Origin of the sequence: Celeribacter litoreus (assembly GCF_020165855.1) — a bacterium.
In the GTDB taxonomy this organism is placed as follows: domain Bacteria; phylum Pseudomonadota; class Alphaproteobacteria; order Rhodobacterales; family Rhodobacteraceae; genus Celeribacter; species Celeribacter litoreus.
On sequence record NZ_JAIUFY010000013.1, the window covers coordinates 237,090 to 255,515 of the forward strand.

Sequence of the window (18,426 nt, forward strand, 5' to 3'; positions counted from 1 at the left end):
CCTTCCGCAACGTAACCTGTCTCTACCTCATGATCAGCCTGCGGATCGAGGTGGGAGGAGGAGCAGGCGAATGAAGGAAAATTGATGATACCTATTTTGGATTTCCGGCTTCAGGCCTCCGGAAAGGACCCGGGAGGCTTTGCGGATGCATTGGGGGAAGCGTGCCGTCGCGACGGCGTCTTTCTTTTAAAAGAACATGGAATTCCGCGCGGTTTGCTGCGCGAAGTTCTCGAAGTCAGCGATGAGTTTTTCTCGCAACCCGAAGATCAGAAGTCGCGGGTCTCCATGCAAAGTGGATGGGCGAACAGAGGGCGGGCCGCTGAGGGTGTTGAAGTTGTCGGGGGTGCGGACGGGTGCCCTCCACAGAAAGAGAGCTTCAGCATGGGGATGGACCTTCCCTCACAAAAGGCGGATTTTGATCTCGGCGATGCATTCAATCCGCCGAACATCTGGCCCGAATGTGATCGTTTTCGCGATGTGATGAGGGACTTTTATAAAGAAGTTCTTGGGTTGGGGCGTGGGCTCATGCACGCAGTCGAGCGCGATCTCGAACTGCCCTATGGGTTCTTTCAGCCGCATTTTTCAGAACCGATGGCGACGCTGCGGCTCTCGCACTATCCCGCAAGAGGATCCCAGACGGAACCTGCAGTTGCGGGTGGGGCGACATACGATTACGGGGCGCTGACGCTTGTACTAACGGATCAGGCGGAGGGCATTCAATTCCAGTCGAGAGACGGAACTTGGCGAGAGTTGCCCCACGATCCGGGTGATCTGATCGTCATGGTCGGGGACGTTCTGATGCATTGGACGAATGATCAGTATCGCTCTGTGCCTCACCGCATGTCGCACCAGTCAAAGATCAGGCATCTCGCAGCGTTCTATCTCTACCCGAACTCGGAGAGCATGATCGCGCCTTTGCCGACGACCGGAGCACCGCGCCACGCACCTATGCGTGCAGGCGAGTTTCTCCGGACCCGGCTCGGAGAAACCTATCGGACCACGGCGTAAGAGACAGTCTGGACAGAACGCGCGGAGCGGCCTAATCGGGTCGTATGACGCATTCTGAACAAAAGTGGGACGTGGAGTTCGACGGCATCGGCCTGATCTGCCCGATGCCGGTTCTCAAGGCGCGGAAACTTCTGCTCGGTATGCCGCAGGGGGCTGTCCTGCGGTTGCTTGCGTCTGACCCGGCTGCAGTGATCGATGTGCCCCACTTCTGTCACGAGGCCGGACACGATCTGATCGACATGCAGGACGAGGGCGGCCATCAAGTCTATTATATCCGGCGAGGTTAGGCCTCGACGAGAAGGCTCTCTGCCTTGGCGAGATCTTCCGCTGTGTTGATGTTGAAGAAGGCTGTGTCTGCCCCCGGACCATCGAAAAGGACTGGCACGGCGCCTTTGCTCTCCGCGAACTGCTGCATTCGACGCTGGTGACGGGCGAGCGCGGCGCGCAGGTCATCACGCACCGTGACCGGCCAGAGACCGAATGTCGGATGCCATCTTTGTTCACCTTCCTCCTCGGTCACAGCGATCCCGAAACCCTCCGGCTGCGACACAGTGGCGAGGCGCGTTACCAAATTCTCGGGCAGAAACGGCGTATCTGTCGCAACGGTGACGATGGCCTTGAAACCTTTTGCTGCGGCCCAGTCGAGCCCAGCGAGCACCCCCGCGAGAGGCCCTTGGGACTCCGAAGCCCCGTCGGGCAGGATCGGATACCCGAATTCGGAGTACCGCTTAGGATCGCCATTCGCGCTAATGGCCAAGGTGGCGCATTGCGGGGCAAGCCGGTCAATGACGCGCTCCATCAACCGTAGGCCGGCCAATTCGACCATTCCTTTGTCGACGCCGCCAAGTCGGGTGCCGTCCCCTCCGGCGAGGATCAATCCGGGATAGAGTGTCATGTCACTGCCTCCTTCGGCTAAGGGCTTCCCCCCACGCGGGCCATTCTGTATGTCCGGTGGTTAGCAAATCAAGGGGCAAGATATGCTCGGATACGTGATGAGAGATGGGCGCGGTGAAATCGATGCGCTTTTGCGCACATTCGCGACGGGGTTCGAGGCGGACGGACGGCATGTTGTCGGGACGGTTCAGCACAACATCGAAATCGCTGACAGAGCCAAATGCGCGATGCGGCTCGAAGTGCTGCCAACAGGCCAACTTATCGACATCTCCCAGGATTTGGGGGACGGCGCCATTGGGTGTCGGTTGGATCCCGATGGGTTCGCGGCGGCGGTTCAGGCCGTGCAGAACGGATTGGAGCGTGGTGCCGATCTCTTTCTGGTCAACAAATTCGGGAAACAAGAGGCCGAGGGTGGCGGGTTCCGCAACCTCATCGGGGTAGCGTTAAGCCAGAATATTCCTGTGATCTGCGGGCTCAACAAAAAGAACCTTCCTGCTTTCGAGCAGTTCGCCGAGGGCATGGCAGAAGAGGTCACAGCCACTCTCGAGGCGCTCACATCGTGGTTTGAAGACCAGGCATGCGACGCACAATAAATCACCAAATTCACTGCAAAATGCACCCCTCGGACATTCGTGCAATAGATTGCGCACAGGAATCGTTTACATTTTGTGCAAGCCAGAGCGACTTGGACCTATGACTACACCTCTCTCGATCATTATCGTCGAAACAGACCGCACACGTGCACAGTTGATTGTCGACAGCCTGAAGGACGCAGGGGCGTTCGATATTTCCGTGATTTCTGATCCGACTGGGCTCGCCCGACAAATCCAGGCGCGCAATCCGGATGTGGTCCTTATCGATATCGAAAATCCGTCGCGTGATACGATGGAAGAGCTCGCGCTCGCTTCTGGACCGCTTGATCGCCCCGTTGCGATGTTTGTGGACCGCTCTGATGAGGGGCTTTCTTCGGCTGCGATCGAGGCAGGTGTTTCTGCCTATATTGTCGATGGTCTTCAGTCCCAGCGCGTGAAGCCGATTATCGATGCGGCAATTGCACGTTTCCGCATGTTCCAACGGATGCGCACGGAACTTGCCGAGACGAAAAAGGCACTCGAAGAGCGCAAAGTAATCGACCGCGCCAAGGGCATGATGATGCGCGCGCGCGGGATCAGTGAAGACGAAGCTTATGCGCTGTTGCGCAAGACGGCGATGGATCAGGGCAAGCGCGTCGCTGATGTCGCCCAGGCCCTCGTCACGGCTGCGGGGTTGCTGTCATGAGCCTCGCGTCAGTTTCTATCGGATACATTCCGCTCGTAGACGCGGCACCTTTGATCGTGGCGCAAGAAATGGGATTTGCTTCGGAAGAGGGGCTGTCGCTCGATCTTCGTCGCGCGCCGTCCTGGTCCTCCGTGCGCGACATGCTCGCCTTCGGACAGGTTGACGCGGCCCACATGCTGTCTCCCGTGCCCGTTGCGACGGCTCTCGGGCTGGGCGGGGCCGGCGCAAAGTTTTCCGCGATCTCTGTTCTGTCAATGAACGGCAACGTGATCGGTGTGTCGTCGGAACTCGCCGCGCGACTGCGTGGTGTTGGGCACGATTTTGGGTTCTCTGATGCTTTCAAAGCAGGACGGGCGCTGATCGAAGCAAAAACAGAGCGTCTGCGCATCGGTGTGCCCTTTCCGTTCTCGATGCACGCGGAGTTGCTCTATTACTGGCTGTCCGCTCTCGGGCTTCCAGCTCCGCAGTCGGTTGATATCCGCACCGTTCCGCCGCCATTGATGGCTGCGGCGATTGAGGCGGGCGAGATTGATGCCTTCTGTGTGGGTGAACCTTGGGGCTCACAGGCTGTCGACAACGGCGTCGGCGAGCTTTTGCTGCCCTGTAGCGCAATCTGGTCAGCGGCTCCTGAAAAAGTGCTCGCCGTGCGATCTGACTGGGTCGAACATGAGAGCTCTTTAACCGGGCGGCTCATCCGTTCCTTGTGGCGAGCAGGGCGTTGGCTCGGTAATCCCGATAGTCGCACGCTTGCCTCGGAGCTGCTGAGCCGCCCCGAATATCTGAACCTGCCGTCTGAGATCCTCGACCATGCCTTGACGGGAAACCTTGTCATTTCGCCGGCTGGCGCGCAGCGACACGTCGAGGGCTTCGTCGAATTTTTCCACGGTGCCGCGACGTTCCCGTGGCGGTCGCAGGCCGAGTGGATTGGCGCGCAACTCGCCGCACGCACAGGCCTCGATCGGGATGCTGCGCGCAAAGCCTCACGGGCGGTCTTTCGGTCCGATTTGTATCGACAGGCTCTGGCCTCGACGTCTGCGGATTTGCCGGGGGCTTCATCGAAGCTGGAAGGTGCTCTTGAGGTGCCAACTCCCGTGTCGTCTCCCTCGGGTCGCTTGATTCTGGGTCGAAATCAGTTTTTCGATGGTCGAATTTTTGAGCCGCTCAAGGATTGATGCTTAAAATATATGCGCGGTGTAGGTTTTGAGCGGAGAGTGTATGCCGCAGCGCGACAACGGCTTTGCAATCGCAGCGTGATTCTCGGCATAAAGATTACAGCGGAAGGCGACGGAGCCTTCTGGCGCGAAATACGTCTCAATGAATGAGACATTCGAGCAAAGCCGCTCGATAGGTTGCCTCTCCTCCTCCCAGGCAGTCTATCGGCGGCTTTTTTTGTTTTTTCTCCGACAGGGAACACAGGGACATAAAGATGAAAAAACTTCTTCTCGGCCTCGCAGCCACAACCGCACTCGCTTCGGGTGCATGGGCAGAAATGCTCGATCTGGAAAAAGATGAACTGACTTTCGGCTTCATCAAGCTGACCGACATGGCCCCGCTGGCCGTGGCTTATGAACAAGGTTTCTTCGATGACGAAGGTCTCTTCGTCACCCTCGAAGCACAGGCAAACTGGAAAGTGCTCCTAGACGGCGTGATCGACGGCACCCTCGACGGCGCGCATATGCTCGCAGGTCAGCCGCTCGCAGCAACCATCGGTTTCGGTACCGAGGCTCACATCATCACCCCGTTCTCCATGGACCTCAACGGCAACGGCATCACCGTTTCCAACGAAGTTTGGGAAGAAATGAAGCCGAACATCCCGACGGATGCAGACGGCAAAGTCCAGCACCCGATTTCCGCTGAAGCTCTGGCTCCGGTCGTCGAGAAATACAAATCCGAAGGCAAGCCCTTCAACATGGGCATGGTTTTCCCTGTGTCCACGCACAACTACGAACTGCGTTACTGGCTCGCAGCTGGCGGCCTGCACCCGGGTTACTACTCCCCGGAGAACATCTCCGGTCAGATCGGCGCAGACGTTTTCCTCTCCGTGACTCCTCCGCCGCAGATGCCGGCAACTCTCGAAGCAGGCACCATCTACGGTTACTGTGTGGGTGAGCCGTGGAACCAGCAGGCTGTGTTCAAAGGCATCGGCGTTCCGGTCATCACCGACTACGAACTCTGGAAAAACAACCCGGAGAAAGTGTTCGGCATCACCGCAGAATTCGCTGAAGAATACCCGAACACCACCAAAGCTGTCGTGAAGGCTCTGATCCGCGCTGCAATGTGGCTCGACGAGAACGACAACGCCAACCGTCCGGAAGCTGTGGAAATCCTCTCCCGTCCTGACTACGTGGGCGCTGACTATGACGTGATCGCGAACTCTATGACCGGCACGTTCGAGTACGAAAAAGGCGACAAGCGTGAGGTTCCTGACTTCAACGTGTTCTTCCGTTACAATGCGACCTACCCGTTCTACTCCGACGCTGTGTGGTACCTGACCCAGATGCGCCGTTGGGGCCAGATCGCAGAGGCGAAGCCGGATAGCTGGTACGACGAAGTCGCTAAATCCGTCTACAAACCGGAAATCTACCTCGAAGCGGCTCGCCTTCTCGTCGACGAAGGTCTCGCAAACGAAGAAGACTTCCCATGGGATAGCGACGGCTACAAGGCCCCGACCCCTTCTGAAGACATCATCGACGGCATCGCCTACGACGGTAAAGCACCGAACGCTTACCTCGACAGCCTGCCGATCGGCCTGAAAGGCGAGCAAGTCGTCGAAGGCACCGAAGTCAAAGGTTAAACTACCCCCCCCCGTACGGGCGCGCCTCCCCCCAGGTGCGCCCGTGACACTCCAAAAGATTTTCCCGCGAGGACGCCGCAATGACTGCTATCGATCCCCATCAGCTGGCTGACGAGACCAAAGCGGCACGTCGCGCACAGCTTTTCACCCGCATCAACAAAGCCGACGCGTGGTTCCAAGTTCTTGGCCTGAGCTGGATGACCCCCGTGCTCAAGGCCGCCGCCGGTGACAACCCAAAGGCCCAAGCCAAAGAAATCTGGAAACTTCTCGGTGTTCCGGTTCTCGCCATCATCGGCTTCCTGCTCCTGTGGGGCACGCTTGCTCCGAAAGTTCAAACCTCCCTCGGCGCGATCCCCGGCCCTGCGGCTGTGTGGGAAGAAGCGGTGAATCTCCATGAGGATGCGATTGCCAAGGCTGAGAAGAAAGCGGCTTTCGAAGAGCGTGTTGAGGCGCGCAATGAACGCTTCATTGCGAATGGCCAGCCGGAAAAAGTGAAGGACATTCCTTACACGGGTTCGCCGTCTTACTACGAGCAAATCTGGACCTCGATCAAAACCGTATTCTTCGGCTTCCTGATCGGTTCGGCTATTGCGATCCCGCTTGGCATCCTCGCTGGTCTGTCGCCCTATGCGAACGCCGCGATTAACCCGCTCGTCCAGATCTTCAAGCCGGTATCCCCGCTCGCGTGGCTTCCGATTGTGACGATGGTCGTCTCTGCGCTCTACACGACGAATGATGGCCTCTTTGCCAAATCCTTCCTCGTGTCCGCGATCACCGTGACGCTCTGTTCGCTCTGGCCGACGCTCATCAACACGTCTCTCGGTGTCGCATCCATCGACAAAGATCTCGTGTCTGTGTCCAAAGTTTTGAAAATGGGCACGTATCAGAAAATCACCAAACTGGTTCTGCCGTCCGCTCTGCCGCTGATCTTCACCGGTCTGCGTCTCTCCCTCGGTGTGGGCTGGATGGTTCTGATTGCGGCTGAAATGCTCGCCCAGAACCCGGGTCTCGGCAAATTCGTCTGGGATGAATTCCAGAATGGCTCCTCCCAGTCCCTCGCCAAAATCATCGTGGCAGTGCTCACCATCGGTATCATCGGCTTCCTGCTAGACCGTGTGATGTACGCCCTGCAGTCCCTCTTCACCTTCTCCAACAACCGGTGATCGACATGAGCTTTCTGGATTTCCAAAACGTCTCGAAGTCCTTCGGTGAGGGCACCCATCGGACCGATGTTCTCAAAAACATCAACCTTTCTGTCGAGGAGGGCGAGTTCCTCGTCCTTCTCGGGTTCTCCGGAACCGGCAAGACGACACTGATCAACCTGATGGCTGGGTTGGAAAAGCCCACCAGCGGTGAAGTGAAGTTCAAAGGCAAGCCGGTGACGGGCCCTGGTCCGGAGCGTGGTGTGATTTTCCAGAACTACTCGCTCATGCCGTGGCTAACGGTAGATGCGAACGTGATGATCGCAGTGGACACCATCTTCCCGAACATGCCGAAGGCAGAGAAGCAGGAGAAAGTTGACCACTACGTCAAAATGGTTGGCCTCTCCCACGCGAAGACACGCCGTCCGGCGGAACTCTCCGGTGGTATGCGCCAGCGTGTGAATGTGGCGCGTGCGCTGGCAATGAATCCTGAGGTTCTGCTGCTGGACGAGCCGCTCTCCGCACTCGACGCACTGACCCGTGCAAACCTTGCGGATGAGATCGAACACATCTGGGAGGCGGACAAGAAAACCTGTGTCCTCATCACCAACGATGTGGACGAGGCAATCCTGCTCGCTGACCGCATCATCGCACTCAATCCGGACGGAACCCTCGGTGAGGAGTTCAAAGTCGCTATCCCGCGTCCGCGTGATCGTGGCGCGATGAACAACGACGAAACCTTCCATCGTCTGCGTGCGGAAGTCACCAACTACCTCATGGACGTTGGGATCGAAGCGAAGGCTGAGGGAACCAAACTGCTCCCGAATGTCACCGCGATCCACCAAGTCCCGAAAGCTGTTGCAAAGGCGCAAGAAGGTCTGATCGAGAACCGCTTCCTGACGTTCGAAGGTTTGCACAAGATTTACCCGACGCCGAAAGGTCCGCTCACCGTTGTTGAGGACTTCAACCTCAAGCTCAACCGTGGCGAATTTATCTCCCTGATCGGGCACTCCGGCTGCGGCAAGTCCACGGTTCTGACCATGGCGGCCGGTCTGAACGATATTTCCAAAGGTGTTATCAAGCTCGACGGTTTCGAGGTGCGCGGTGCCGATCCGGAACGCGCGGTGGTGTTTCAGTCGCCCAACCTCTTCCCGTGGCTTACAGCGAAGGAGAACGTCTCCATTGGTGTCGACAGAGTTTACCCCGGGGCGTCCCAAGCCGAACGGCAGGATGTCGTTGAATATTATCTTGAAAGGGTCGGCCTCGCTGATTCTATGGACAAACCCGCGTCCTCCATGTCCAACGGCATGAAGCAACGTGTGGGCATCGCCCGCGCCTTTGCTCTGTCTCCCAAACTGTTGCTGCTCGACGAGCCCTTCGGGATGCTCGACAGTTTGACGCGCTGGGAATTGCAGGAAGTGCTCATGGAGGTCTGGGAACGGACCAAAGTGACCGCGATCTGTGTGACCCACGACGTGGACGAAGCCATCCTCCTCGCCGACCGCGTTGTCATGATGACGAACGGCCCTCAGGCCACCATCGGCAAAATCACCGAAGTAGATCTCCCGCGACCACGCTCACGCAAGGCGCTTTTGGAGCACCCCGATTACTACAAGTACAGGCAAGAAGTCCTCGATTTCCTCGAGGAGTATGAACATGGCGCAAAACCAAAAGCAAAAGCTGCGCCGAAACCCGTAGCTGCGGAGTAATTAATATGGACGACAAGACGATCTCTCTGGTTCAGGACAGCTTTGCCAAGGTAAAGCCGATCGCTGAGACCGCTGCCGAAATCTTTTATGCAGACCTTTTCACCTCCGCTCCGGAAGTGCGCCCGCTGTTCAAAGGTGACATGTCCGAGCAGGGCATGAAGCTCATGGGGACGCTCGCCGTGGTTGTGAATGGTCTTCGTGACCTCGACGCCATTGTGCCGGTTGCCCAACAACTCGCCATCAAGCACGTCGATTACGGCGTAAAGGCCGAGGACTACGACAAAGTCGGTGCATCCCTCCTGCGCACGCTCGATCAGGGTCTCGGGCAGGACTTTACGCCGGAAGTACGTGAAGCCTGGGTCACTGCTTATGGCACCCTGTCCTCCGTGATGGTGGCCGCAGCTTACGGCGAAGGTAACGCTTAATGGCCGAACGGCTCGTCATAATCGGGGCTGGTATGGCTGCGGGACGTTTGCTCGATCATTTGATCGAGGAGGCTCCCAATGCCTTTGATATCACCCTGTTCAATGCCGAGCCGCGCGGAACCTATAACCGACTTATGCTCTCTCCGGTTCTGGCCGGAGAAATGGGCTACCCCGAGATCGTGACCCATGATGATGCATGGTACGAACGGAACGGGGTGACCTGTCGTTTTGGGGAACGGGTCGAAGGGATTGATCGTGACCGCAAAGTCGTGTTCGGCCAAAATGGCGAAGTGGCTTACGACAAGCTCGTGATCGCCACCGGATCGTCGCCCTTCATCATTCCGCTCCCCGGACATGACCTGCCGGGGGTGATTGCCTATCGCGATCTCGAAGACACCGAAGAGATGATGCGCCTTGGCGAAAAGCATGATGCGCGCGCTGTCGTCATCGGGGGCGGTCTTCTCGGCCTCGAAGCTGCTGCAGGTATGGCCGCGCGAGGGACGAAGGTTACAGTTGTCCATATTGCTGGGCACCTGATGGAGCGGCAACTCGACAACGTTGCAGCTGGTCTTTTGCAAGAAACCTTGGAAGCGCGCGGGATCGAGATCATTTGCAGCGCGAACTCCAAAGAAATTCTCGCAGGCGAAGACGGCCGAGCACGCGCACTTCTGCTCGATGATGGCCGTGAACTGCCCTGTGACCTTCTGGTGATGGCCGTGGGCATTCGCCCGTCGGCCAAACTCGCCCAACAGTCTGGTCTTTCGACGGGGCGCGGTGTGATCGTGAATGATCAATTGCTGACCTCTGACCCGTCCATTTTCGCGCTCGGTGAATGCGTCGAGCACGATGGCGCCCTCTTCGGATTGGTCGCGCCGCTTTTTGATCAGGCGAAAGTTCTTGCAAAGAGCCTTCTCGGGCAGCCGGCACAGTACGTGAACAAAGAGGTGTCCACGAAACTCAAGGTGACCGGCTGTGACCTGTTCTCGGCTGGTGACTTCCTCGACGGGGAAGGGCGTGAGTGCATCACCTACTCCGATCCGTTCTCTGCCGTATACAAGCGGCTCGTGATCGAGAACGACCGTCTGATCGGAGCTGTCATGTATGGCGACACCAACGATGGCGGCTGGTTCTTCAATCTGATCCGCGATGGCGTGGATGTCTCTGACATGCGCGAAATGCTGATTTTCGGCCCAGCCTACCAAGATCTCGCGCCCGCCAACGTCGTATCGACCCCCACTCCCGTATTGGCTGAGGTATCTGCATGAAGCTTGAGCAGATGAGCGACACGTCCAAGTGTTCTGTCCGTTCGACGTGCCCGTATTGTGGCGTTGGGTGCGGTGTGCTGCTGAAGCCGAATGCTGAAGGCGGGATTGATGTACGTGGCGATTCCGATCACCCCGCGAATGAAGGGCGTCTGTGTTCCAAAGGCTCTGCGCTTGGCGAAACCGTCGGACACGAAACACGCCTGCTGAAGCCCCGCGTCCATGGCAAAGACACGGATTGGGACAGCGCGCTCGATCTCGTCGCCAAAACCTTCTCGGACACGATTGCCGAACATGGTCCGGACTCGGTTGCCTTCTACGTCTCCGGTCAGCTTTTGACCGAAGATTACTACGTCGCGAACAAGCTCATCAAAGGCTTCATGGGCACCGCGAACATCGACACCAACTCGCGTCTTTGCATGGCATCGACGGTCGCGGGTCACAAACGCGCCTTTGGCACGGATACTGTTCCCGGCACGTATGAGGATCTGGACTCCGCCGATGTCATCGTTCTCACAGGTTCGAACCTCGCATGGTGTCACCCGGTTCTCTACCAACGCATCCTCGCAACGCGGAAGAAGCGACCGGACCAGAAGCTTGTTGTGATCGACCCGCGTCGGACCGCTTCGTGCGATCTCGCCGACCTTCATCTGCCGCTCAAATCAGGATCAGACGTCGCGCTGTTCAACGGGCTGCTTGCAGAGATCGCAAAACGCGGTCTTGTCGATGAGGCCTTCGTCCAGAATGTGAATGGACTCGAGGACGCTGTCGCGTGCGCAGAGAGCGCCGATCTCTCTGTGACAGGGCTCACGGACGAGCAACTCACGGCATTCTACGATCTCTGGTGCTCGTCCGAGAAGGTCGTCACGATCTTCTCCCAAGGTGTGAACCAGTCGTCTTCCGGAACGGACAAAGTGAACTCGATCACCAATTGCCACCTTGCAACTGGCCGGATCGGGCGCGTCGGAATGGGGCCGTTTTCTGTCACCGGTCAGCCGAATGCTATGGGAGGCCGTGAGGTTGGTGGCCTCGCCAATATGCTGGCCTGTCACCTTGATTTGGAAAATGGTGACCATCGCAACGCTGTTAAGAGTTTCTGGTGCTCTGGCGATCTGCCGGAGGCGCCGGGTCTCAAGGCCGTGGACATGTTCAAAGCCATCGGCGAGGGCAAGATCAAGGCGCTCTGGGTGCTCCACACCAATCCGGCCGTGTCCATGCCGGACGCGGACAAGGTCAAGGCCGCAATCGCCGGATGCGACTTCGTCGTTGTCTCCGACATCACCGAAGCGACCGACACCGCGCGCCTCGCGCACGTCCTTTTGCCCGCGACCGCGTGGGGCGAAAAGAGCGGGACTGTCACGAACTCCGACCGGATCATCTCGCGTCAGCGCGCGGTTGTGACCGCGCCGGGCGACTGTATGCCGGATTGGAAGCAACTCGCCGAAGTTGGCCGCCGCATGGGCTTCAAAGATGCCTTCGACTACGAAGGCCCAGCAGAGATTTTCCGCGAATACGCCGCGCTCTCCGGCATTTCGGGCGGGTTTGGCAAGGACTTCGATATCTCCGGCCTCAAGAACGTCACCGATAGCGAATACGACGCGATGGCGCCTGCCCGCTGGCCAATCTCTGACGGCAAGCAGGGCGGGCGTTTCTTCGCGGATGGCAAATTCTTCACGCCGGATGGCAAGGGCCGCATGCTCCCCGTTTCGTGGAAGCCGCCTGCAGCCAAAACCGAACCGCGCTATCCGTTCCGCCTCAACACCGGTCGTATCCGCGATCAGTGGCATACCATGACGCGAACCGCGCTCTCGCCGCGATTGTCCGCTCACCTCGGAGAACCCTTCGTCGAAATCCATCCCGATGACGCGGCGGAAAAAGGCATTGGCCCGACTTCGCTCGTGGAGATCAAAACACCAACAGGCAGCGGGATTTTCCGTGCGATGATTACGGATCGGATTTCAAAAGGCGATGTCTTTGCACCGATGCATTGGACGGGAGAAAACTCCTCTGCGGCGCGCGTTGATGCGCTCGTGCCACCTGTCACGGATCCGATTTCCGGCCAGCCCGAAAGCAAGGCGTCCGTCGCGCAAATCGCGCCTTTCGAGGCGGCGTGGTATGGCTTCGCGGTCTCCCAGACGCCGATCAAGGCGACATCGGAATACTGGACCGTTGCCAAGACCTATGCGGGCTACCGCGCAGAACTCGCTGGCCTGAATGCGCCGAAGGATTGGGTCTATCAGGCGCGCGAGATTTTCGACCTCAAAGACGCCGATGTGCAGACGATGTTCGACCCTGCGAAAGGCACCGCCCGGATCGCATTCGTGGTGGATGGGGCACTAAAAGCGGCCCTTTTCGTGTCGCGCAAGCCCGTTGCGGTCATGCGGGACTACCTCTCTAACCTGCCGGGTGAGGCCGCACCTATGGTTCTCTCCGGTAAATCCCCGGCTGACCAACCTGATCCGGGACCTGTGCTCTGCTCTTGCTTCAATGTCGGTGTGAATACTATCCTCACGGCAATCGAAACGCGCGGGTTGCTCAGTGTCGATGCGATTGGTGAGGCGTTGCAGGCAGGTACGAACTGTGGCTCCTGTCGCCCTGAAATCGCGGCATTGATCGAGAGCGTGCAGGAAAAAGAAGCCGCTGAATGAGCATTGCTGAATACGTACGGATTCTGGGCCGTGGCCCGGGCCGGTCACGTTCTCTGACATACGCAGAAGCCCATGAGGCTATGGCCCGCGTGTTGCGTGGTGAGGCCGCACCGGAGAGCGTCGGCGCAATGCTGATGCTGATGCGGATGAAGGGCGAAACGCCGGATGAGATCGCGGGCTTCACGGCTGCTCTGCGCGATACCCTCACCTCCGTTCCAACGCCTGATCTCGATTGGCCTTCCTACGCGGCCGGCCGGACGCGGGGTCTTCCGTGGTTTCTGCTGTCGGCACGTTTGGTCGCGCAGGCGGGTTATAAGGTTCTGCTCCATGGTTGGAATGGTCTTGGTGAGAGTGGCCACTATGTTCGCGAGGGAATGCCGTATGCTGGCATTTCCGTCTGTGCGTCTCCGGAGCATGCAGAAGAGGTTCTCGCGTCGGAAGGCATTGCCTATCTGCCTTTAGAGAACTTTTCTCCTGAACTTCTCCATTTTCTACAACTCCGGCAGGTCTTCGGCCTTCGTTCTTGCCTCAACACGGTCGCACGCATGTTGAACCCCGGCGGAGCAAATGCGTCTGTTCAGGGTGTCTTCCACCCCCCTTATCGCGAGCTACAGGCCGACGCATCACATCTGCTCGGGCTCGGGGCTCTTTCGGTCATCAAGGGTGGCGGTGGCGAGTTCGAATGTAACCCGTCTAAAGACATTCAGGTCTTCGGATTGCGCGATGGGAATCCTTTCGAAAACATTGTTGCGCCCAGTTATGAGGAAACGCGCCGCTTGAACGACGGTGACCTAGACCTCTCGCGTTTGACCGAAATGTGGCGCGGACGGCTAAACGATCCCTTCTGCGAGGAAATTGTCGTCTCGACAGCTGCTTTGGCATTGGAAACATTGAGAAAAATTGATGCGCTAACGATTGCCCGTGACCTTTGGGTCGCGCGGAATGACATATAATTTTCACAAAAAATTCACCAAAGAGAACATTTCTGTTACATTTCGGCTTGATTTTCGCCCTTTTGTTGCGCGATAGGGGGCTCGGGGGTTATTTTGGAGTACTTGGTATGAGTTTTTTCTCGAAGCTTTCGGGTTTCTACGAAGCATGGCAAGCAGGCCTCGCAGTTAGCGAAAACCTGATCATGCTCGCCGTAGGCATTTCCTTCATGATTGGTGCTGTTGCTGCGCTGATCTGGATGCGTTCCAACACCACTGCTGATCAGACCGGCACGGTTCAGGACGACGCCTACACGGTGCCGGGCGAACGGCACATCGTTGCACGCAAAAAGGGCTGCGCCTTTACGCGCCGCCTCGAAACACTGGCATAAGTCTTAATTCCGCCAGGAATTTGTACGAGTGTCATTGTTATGTTCAAAGTCGCATTAAAACTTTTTCTTTTCACCCTGCTGATGGTCGGGATGATATGGAAAAGCTCTGATGCGCTAAGGCAGGCTTCGCAGACGGGAGACATTTCTCAGCTCTCCCAAACGCGCAGCCTGTCTGACCTTTTGGACGGTGATCTCAGCGCAGGTTCGAATGGTGAGCCTTGGTATGCCCAGTTCGATCCTCGAAAACTGTGGCATGAACGCGAAAAGACCGTCCGTCTCAACACGAAAACGATCCGCGTAGATCCGTCTCAAGTCGGCGTGGAAGGCGACTTGGCGTCCCGCCTGGAGGCTGAGGGGCTATCTGACGATGTTGTGTCCGTCGTCAAGATCAAGTGACCCCAGGCCGGGATGGCTTAAAAGTCGATCTCGACGCCCGGCAGCGCCAACTCTTTCATAAGATCCCGAAGCTCTTGTCGCGCGGCGACGTTCGAAATGTTCATTGCGGATTTGACGCCGATATCTTTCAGATCGAGCAGGGTGAGTCCGCGCGGGAAAAGCTCGCGGAAGATCACGCGTTCGGAGAACCCGGGCGCCACGCGAAAACCGATCCGTCTGGAAAGTTCGGTAAGAGCGTCACCGATTTTCTTCTTGTTGTGCATCGCCTGCGCCCCGAGGCGGTTCCGCAGGACGACCCAGTCGATCGGCTTGAGGCCCGCTTGCGCACGGAGTTGACGCGCGTTCCACACCATCTCCGAGTAGACCGACGGTCCGAGGATTTTATTTGAGTCCGGATCAATCCGCGCCAACAAGTCGAAGTCGATAAAGCTGTCGTTCATCGGCGTGATCAGCGTATCGGCGAGCGTATGCGCGACCTGAGACAAGCGGGTATGCGAACCGGGGCAGTCGATGAGAATGAAGTCGCAAGAGGCCTCAAGGCTCGTGACGGCCATCGAAAGACGTCTGTCATAGATGTTTTCGCCCTCGGCCAATTCAGCAGAATCTACCTGTGGCAGGTCACGGTATTCCGGGACAGGAAGTTGGACGCCCTCACGTTCACAGAAACTTTGGCGGTTTTCGAGGTAGCGGCCGAAGGTTTTCTGCCGCAAATCGAGATCAATAGCTCCGACTTTGTGGCCCATCCGCGCAAGCGCCGTGGCAACATGCATGGAGACGGTGGATTTACCCGCGCCGCCCTTTTCGTTTCCGACGATAATGATATGCGCCACGTCCCGAATTCCCGTCATTTGTCGCACTTTGCGCCATGCGATCACATTTCTTTATCCCTCTGTATGACGACTTTTTGACGGGGCGTGCAAGGCCCTTTCGCGCCCTTTTCGGGATCACTCTTGTCCTGTTGCGCTGCTGCTTGATGAAACGATTTCGTCCGTTCGCGCGTTATCATCGGAACGCAGGGTGGACTCACGCTGCTGTGCTGAAATGGGAGAAGACTCATGAAACGTATAATTTTGGGAACCGCAGCGACGAGTTTCGGTTTGTTCGGTCTTGGCGCGTTCGTTCCTGCGGTTGCGCAGGACGCAGAGCGGGAGCGTCTGCTTGAAGCGGCGATCGAAGAATGTGTCGATGCCCAACCGCCCTGCCTGACGCCAGAGGGTATGATCTTGTTGAAGAATGGTCGGCAAGTGACGGTGGAGCGCGCCCTCGAGGCACTCGGGATTGCTGCGCCGGATGTCGACATTGAAGGAGAAGCTTCCGTCTCAGAAGGCAACACTGAGCCGACAACCCCGGGCGAAGAAGTTGCCGCAGATATCGAGCACGAAGAAGTCGTCGAGGAAGAAATCCTCGCGGAGGAGTTGGCGGAAGATGCCTCTGCGGCTGACGTAGAGGAGATCGAAAGCGAAACGATCGTTGCTCAAGAGATCGATGCCGGAGTTGAAGCGGAGCCGCTGACCGAGGAAACGGCGTCCACCACTGAGGCGGCGGAGGAGCCCGCGCCCGGTGAAGCCGAAGCCGTCGAGATGACCGAGGAACTCTTGCAACAGCAGGCGATTGAAGAAGCCAATGCTGCCGCAAAAGAGGAGGCCGAGACGTCGGCTGTCGCGGCTCAGGCGGACGTGGCGGCCGAGGGTGAGGACGTCGAGGTTCAGACCGAGACCGTTACCGAGGAAACGGCGCGATCCTCTAGCGAAGAATTCGAAGCCACCGCGTCTCCGAAGTCCAAAGATGACGGATTGTCCGATCTGGAGAAGTTCCTCATTGGTGCGGTTGGCGCAGCCGTGATCGGTGAAGTGCTGTCCGCTGACGATGAGGTGGTGGCCAACACGGGCGATCGTGTGATTGTCGAACGTGACGGTCAGCTTCGTGTGTTGAAAAATGATGACGCGCTTCTGCGTCAGCCGGGGTCGCAAGTGACGACCGAGACGTTCAGCGACGGGTCTACCCGCACGACGCTCAACCGTGAGAACGGTGCGCAGGTGATTACAATCCGGTCAGCAGATGGTCGTGTGCTGCGTCGTGAGCGTGTGCTCGTGGACGGCACGCGTGTGGTTCTGTTTGACGACACGCAAGCGGTCGAGGACGTGGATGTCGCCGCACTGCCGGAGACGACGCAGAAAACCGTTACTTATGAGCAGGATGGTGAGGATGCCGCTCTGCGCGCAGCCTTGGCGGCGAGCCAAGCGCAATCGGATGCCGTTGGCCGTCGCTTTTCATTGAGCCAGATCCGCTCGATCCGCGCGGTGCGTGAGCTGGCGCCGGAGATTGAGCTCACCAATGTGAACTTCCGCACTGGCTCTGCCGCGATCACGCCGTCCGAGGCGGAAGAACTGGCCGCCCTTGGCCGTGCGATGCGTGACGCGATTGCCGAGAACCCTCGTGAGGTGTTTCTCGTAGAGGGTCACACGGACGCAGTCGGTGCAGCGACCATGAACCTTGCTCTGTCTGATCGCCGTGCCGAAAGTCTTGCGCTCGCCCTGACTGAGTATTTCGATGTCCCGCCGGAAAACATGATCGTGCAGGGGTATGGTGAACGCTATCTCAAGGTTCCGACTGTCGATGCCGAGCGTGCAAACCGCCGTGCAGCCGTGCGAGTGATCACTCCGCTTCTCACGGGATCGGTTGACCAGTAAGGCTACTGAAAAAGAAAAGGCCCGCCAAATTGGCGGGCCTTTGTGTATCCGACTGGTGTGAGGCTTAGAAGCCGAGGCCAGCGTATTTGTTTTTGAATTTGGACACACGGCCACCAGCGTCCAGAAGACGGGAGTTGCCGCCGGTCCATGCCGGGTGAGCGGACGGATCGATGTCGAGAGCCAGCTGGTCGCCTTCTGCACCCCAGGTGGAGCGCATTTTGACAACGGTGCCGTCGGTCATTTTGACGTCGATGAAGTGGTAATCGGGATGGATGTCTTTTTTCATCTGAGCGTTCCTCTGGCTTACGCGTCGAGCGGCTTGTAGTTGGTGACTTCTGCGATACGGGCAGATTTGCCGCGACGCGAACGGAGGTAGTAGAGTTTCGAACGACGGACTTTACCGCGACGAACAACCTCGATGGTTTCGATGTTGGTGGAGTAGAGCGGGAACACACGCTCAACGCCTTCACCGAAGGAAATTTTGCGAACCGTGAAGGAGCCGGCAATGCCTTTGCCGTTCTTACGGGAGATGCAGACACCTTCGTAGTTCTGCACACGGGTGCGCGAACCCTCGGTCACTTTGTAACCGACGCGGATGGTGTCACCGGCTTTAAAGTCCGGGATGGTTTTGCCGAGAGCTTCGATTTGCTCGGCTTCAAGCTGGGCGATAAGATCCATCGCTTAAACTCCAATTTGCTCGTGGTTTTGTCCACGAAGGTTTCAACTGCCTCAGAGCTCCGCGTCTTCGATCGGGTCCATCCATATGATGCCCGCCGGAGGGTTCAGGTCGTCTTTGCTTTGATCAATCTGCGTTGCCGTGTTGGACAGAGAAGAAGCCGTCCGGCAAATAGCAAAAAGG

The 18,426-nt window shown here is 57.9% G+C and carries 18 protein-coding genes and 1 pseudogene; 15 read left to right on the forward strand and 4 right to left on the reverse strand.

Annotated features, from left to right (window positions below; translation table 11 throughout):
- Nucleotides 1-84 precede the first annotated feature (84 nt).
- Nucleotides 85-1,008 (forward strand): isopenicillin N synthase family dioxygenase, encoded by a 924-nt coding sequence (locus tag LA304_RS13210; RefSeq protein WP_224503632.1) that lies wholly within the window; start codon nucleotides 85-87, stop codon nucleotides 1,006-1,008.
- Between the two features lie 44 nt (nucleotides 1,009-1,052).
- Nucleotides 1,053-1,295, forward strand: a complete 243-nt coding sequence (locus tag LA304_RS13215; protein ID WP_224503633.1) for a sulfurtransferase TusA family protein — start codon at nucleotides 1,053-1,055, stop codon at nucleotides 1,293-1,295.
- Here the strand turns inward: LA304_RS13215 and mobA are convergent.
- The gene (mobA, locus tag LA304_RS13220; protein WP_224503634.1) at nucleotides 1,292-1,903 is read right to left on the reverse strand and encodes a molybdenum cofactor guanylyltransferase MobA; all 612 of its coding nucleotides are present in this window, start codon (nucleotides 1,901-1,903) and stop codon (nucleotides 1,292-1,294) included. The genes LA304_RS13215 and mobA overlap by 4 nt on opposite strands.
- A gap of 82 nt (nucleotides 1,904-1,985) precedes the next feature.
- Between mobA and LA304_RS13225 the strand changes: the two genes are divergently transcribed.
- The 12 genes and pseudogenes from LA304_RS13225 to LA304_RS13280 all read left to right on the forward strand — a co-directional run bounded on the left by LA304_RS13225 (nucleotide 1,986) and on the right by LA304_RS13280 (nucleotide 14,877).
- Nucleotides 1,986-2,495: a DUF2478 domain-containing protein gene (locus LA304_RS13225; protein WP_224503635.1), complete on the forward strand. Its 510-nt coding sequence runs from the start codon at nucleotides 1,986-1,988 to the stop codon at nucleotides 2,493-2,495.
- 100 nt (nucleotides 2,496-2,595) lie between these two features.
- Entirely contained in the window at nucleotides 2,596-3,180 is a 585-nt protein-coding gene (locus tag LA304_RS13230; RefSeq protein ID WP_224503636.1) for an ANTAR domain-containing response regulator, read from the forward strand.
- The gene (locus LA304_RS13235; protein WP_224503637.1) at nucleotides 3,177-4,352 is read left to right on the forward strand and encodes a CmpA/NrtA family ABC transporter substrate-binding protein; all 1,176 of its coding nucleotides are present in this window, start codon (nucleotides 3,177-3,179) and stop codon (nucleotides 4,350-4,352) included. Before LA304_RS13230 ends, LA304_RS13235 begins: the two co-directional genes overlap by 4 nt.
- 254 nt (nucleotides 4,353-4,606) lie before the next feature.
- Nucleotides 4,607-5,974 (forward strand): CmpA/NrtA family ABC transporter substrate-binding protein, encoded by a 1,368-nt coding sequence (locus LA304_RS13240; RefSeq protein ID WP_224503638.1) that lies wholly within the window; start codon nucleotides 4,607-4,609, stop codon nucleotides 5,972-5,974.
- 80 nt (nucleotides 5,975-6,054) lie between these two features.
- Nucleotides 6,055-7,137, forward strand: a complete 1,083-nt coding sequence (locus LA304_RS13245; protein ID WP_224503639.1) for an ABC transporter permease — start codon at nucleotides 6,055-6,057, stop codon at nucleotides 7,135-7,137.
- A gap of 5 nt (nucleotides 7,138-7,142) precedes the next feature.
- Nucleotides 7,143-8,825: an ABC transporter ATP-binding protein gene (locus LA304_RS13250; RefSeq protein WP_224503640.1), complete on the forward strand. Its 1,683-nt coding sequence runs from the start codon at nucleotides 7,143-7,145 to the stop codon at nucleotides 8,823-8,825.
- Between the two features lie 5 nt (nucleotides 8,826-8,830).
- Nucleotides 8,831-9,250, forward strand: coding sequence for a globin family protein (locus LA304_RS13255; RefSeq protein WP_224503641.1), 420 nt, complete (start codon nucleotides 8,831-8,833; stop codon nucleotides 9,248-9,250).
- Nucleotides 9,250-10,512, forward strand: a pseudogene (locus LA304_RS13260) (NAD(P)/FAD-dependent oxidoreductase); the annotation flags it as partial. The gene LA304_RS13255 and the pseudogene LA304_RS13260, both read left to right, overlap by 1 nt.
- A 14-nt stretch (nucleotides 10,513-10,526) precedes the next feature.
- Nucleotides 10,527-13,160 (forward strand): nitrate reductase, encoded by a 2,634-nt coding sequence (locus tag LA304_RS13265; protein ID WP_224503642.1) that lies wholly within the window; start codon nucleotides 10,527-10,529, stop codon nucleotides 13,158-13,160.
- Nucleotides 13,157-14,113 carry a glycosyl transferase family protein gene (locus LA304_RS13270; RefSeq protein WP_224503643.1) on the forward strand — a complete coding sequence of 319 codons (957 nt, stop codon included), beginning with the start codon at nucleotides 13,157-13,159 and terminating at the stop codon, nucleotides 14,111-14,113. Before LA304_RS13265 ends, LA304_RS13270 begins: the two co-directional genes overlap by 4 nt.
- A gap of 107 nt (nucleotides 14,114-14,220) precedes the next feature.
- Nucleotides 14,221-14,481, forward strand: a complete 261-nt coding sequence (locus tag LA304_RS13275) for a hypothetical protein (protein WP_224503644.1) — start codon at nucleotides 14,221-14,223, stop codon at nucleotides 14,479-14,481.
- Nucleotides 14,482-14,661: 180 nt separating this feature from the next.
- The gene (locus LA304_RS13280) at nucleotides 14,662-14,877 is read left to right on the forward strand and encodes a hypothetical protein (protein WP_224503645.1); all 216 of its coding nucleotides are present in this window, start codon (nucleotides 14,662-14,664) and stop codon (nucleotides 14,875-14,877) included.
- 17 nt (nucleotides 14,878-14,894) lie between these two features.
- Here the strand turns inward: LA304_RS13280 and LA304_RS13285 are convergent, their stop codons facing one another.
- Nucleotides 14,895-15,707 carry a division plane positioning ATPase MipZ gene (locus LA304_RS13285; protein ID WP_318010696.1) on the reverse strand — a complete coding sequence of 271 codons (813 nt, stop codon included), beginning with the start codon at nucleotides 15,705-15,707 and terminating at the stop codon, nucleotides 14,895-14,897.
- Between the two features lie 225 nt (nucleotides 15,708-15,932).
- Here LA304_RS13285 and LA304_RS13290 point away from each other — a divergent pair, with 225 nt between their 5' ends.
- Nucleotides 15,933-17,567, forward strand: coding sequence for an OmpA family protein (locus LA304_RS13290; protein ID WP_224503646.1), 1,635 nt, complete (start codon nucleotides 15,933-15,935; stop codon nucleotides 17,565-17,567).
- A 64-nt stretch (nucleotides 17,568-17,631) separates the two neighbouring features.
- On the opposite strand, the gene rpmE is transcribed toward LA304_RS13290, so the two are convergent.
- Entirely contained in the window at nucleotides 17,632-17,853 is a 222-nt protein-coding gene (rpmE, locus tag LA304_RS13295; protein ID WP_224503647.1) for a 50S ribosomal protein L31, read from the reverse strand.
- 17 nt (nucleotides 17,854-17,870) lie between these two features.
- Nucleotides 17,871-18,245 carry a 50S ribosomal protein L19 gene (gene rplS, locus LA304_RS13300; RefSeq protein ID WP_224503648.1) on the reverse strand — a complete coding sequence of 125 codons (375 nt, stop codon included), beginning with the start codon at nucleotides 18,243-18,245 and terminating at the stop codon, nucleotides 17,871-17,873.
- Nucleotides 18,246-18,426 lie beyond the last annotated feature (181 nt).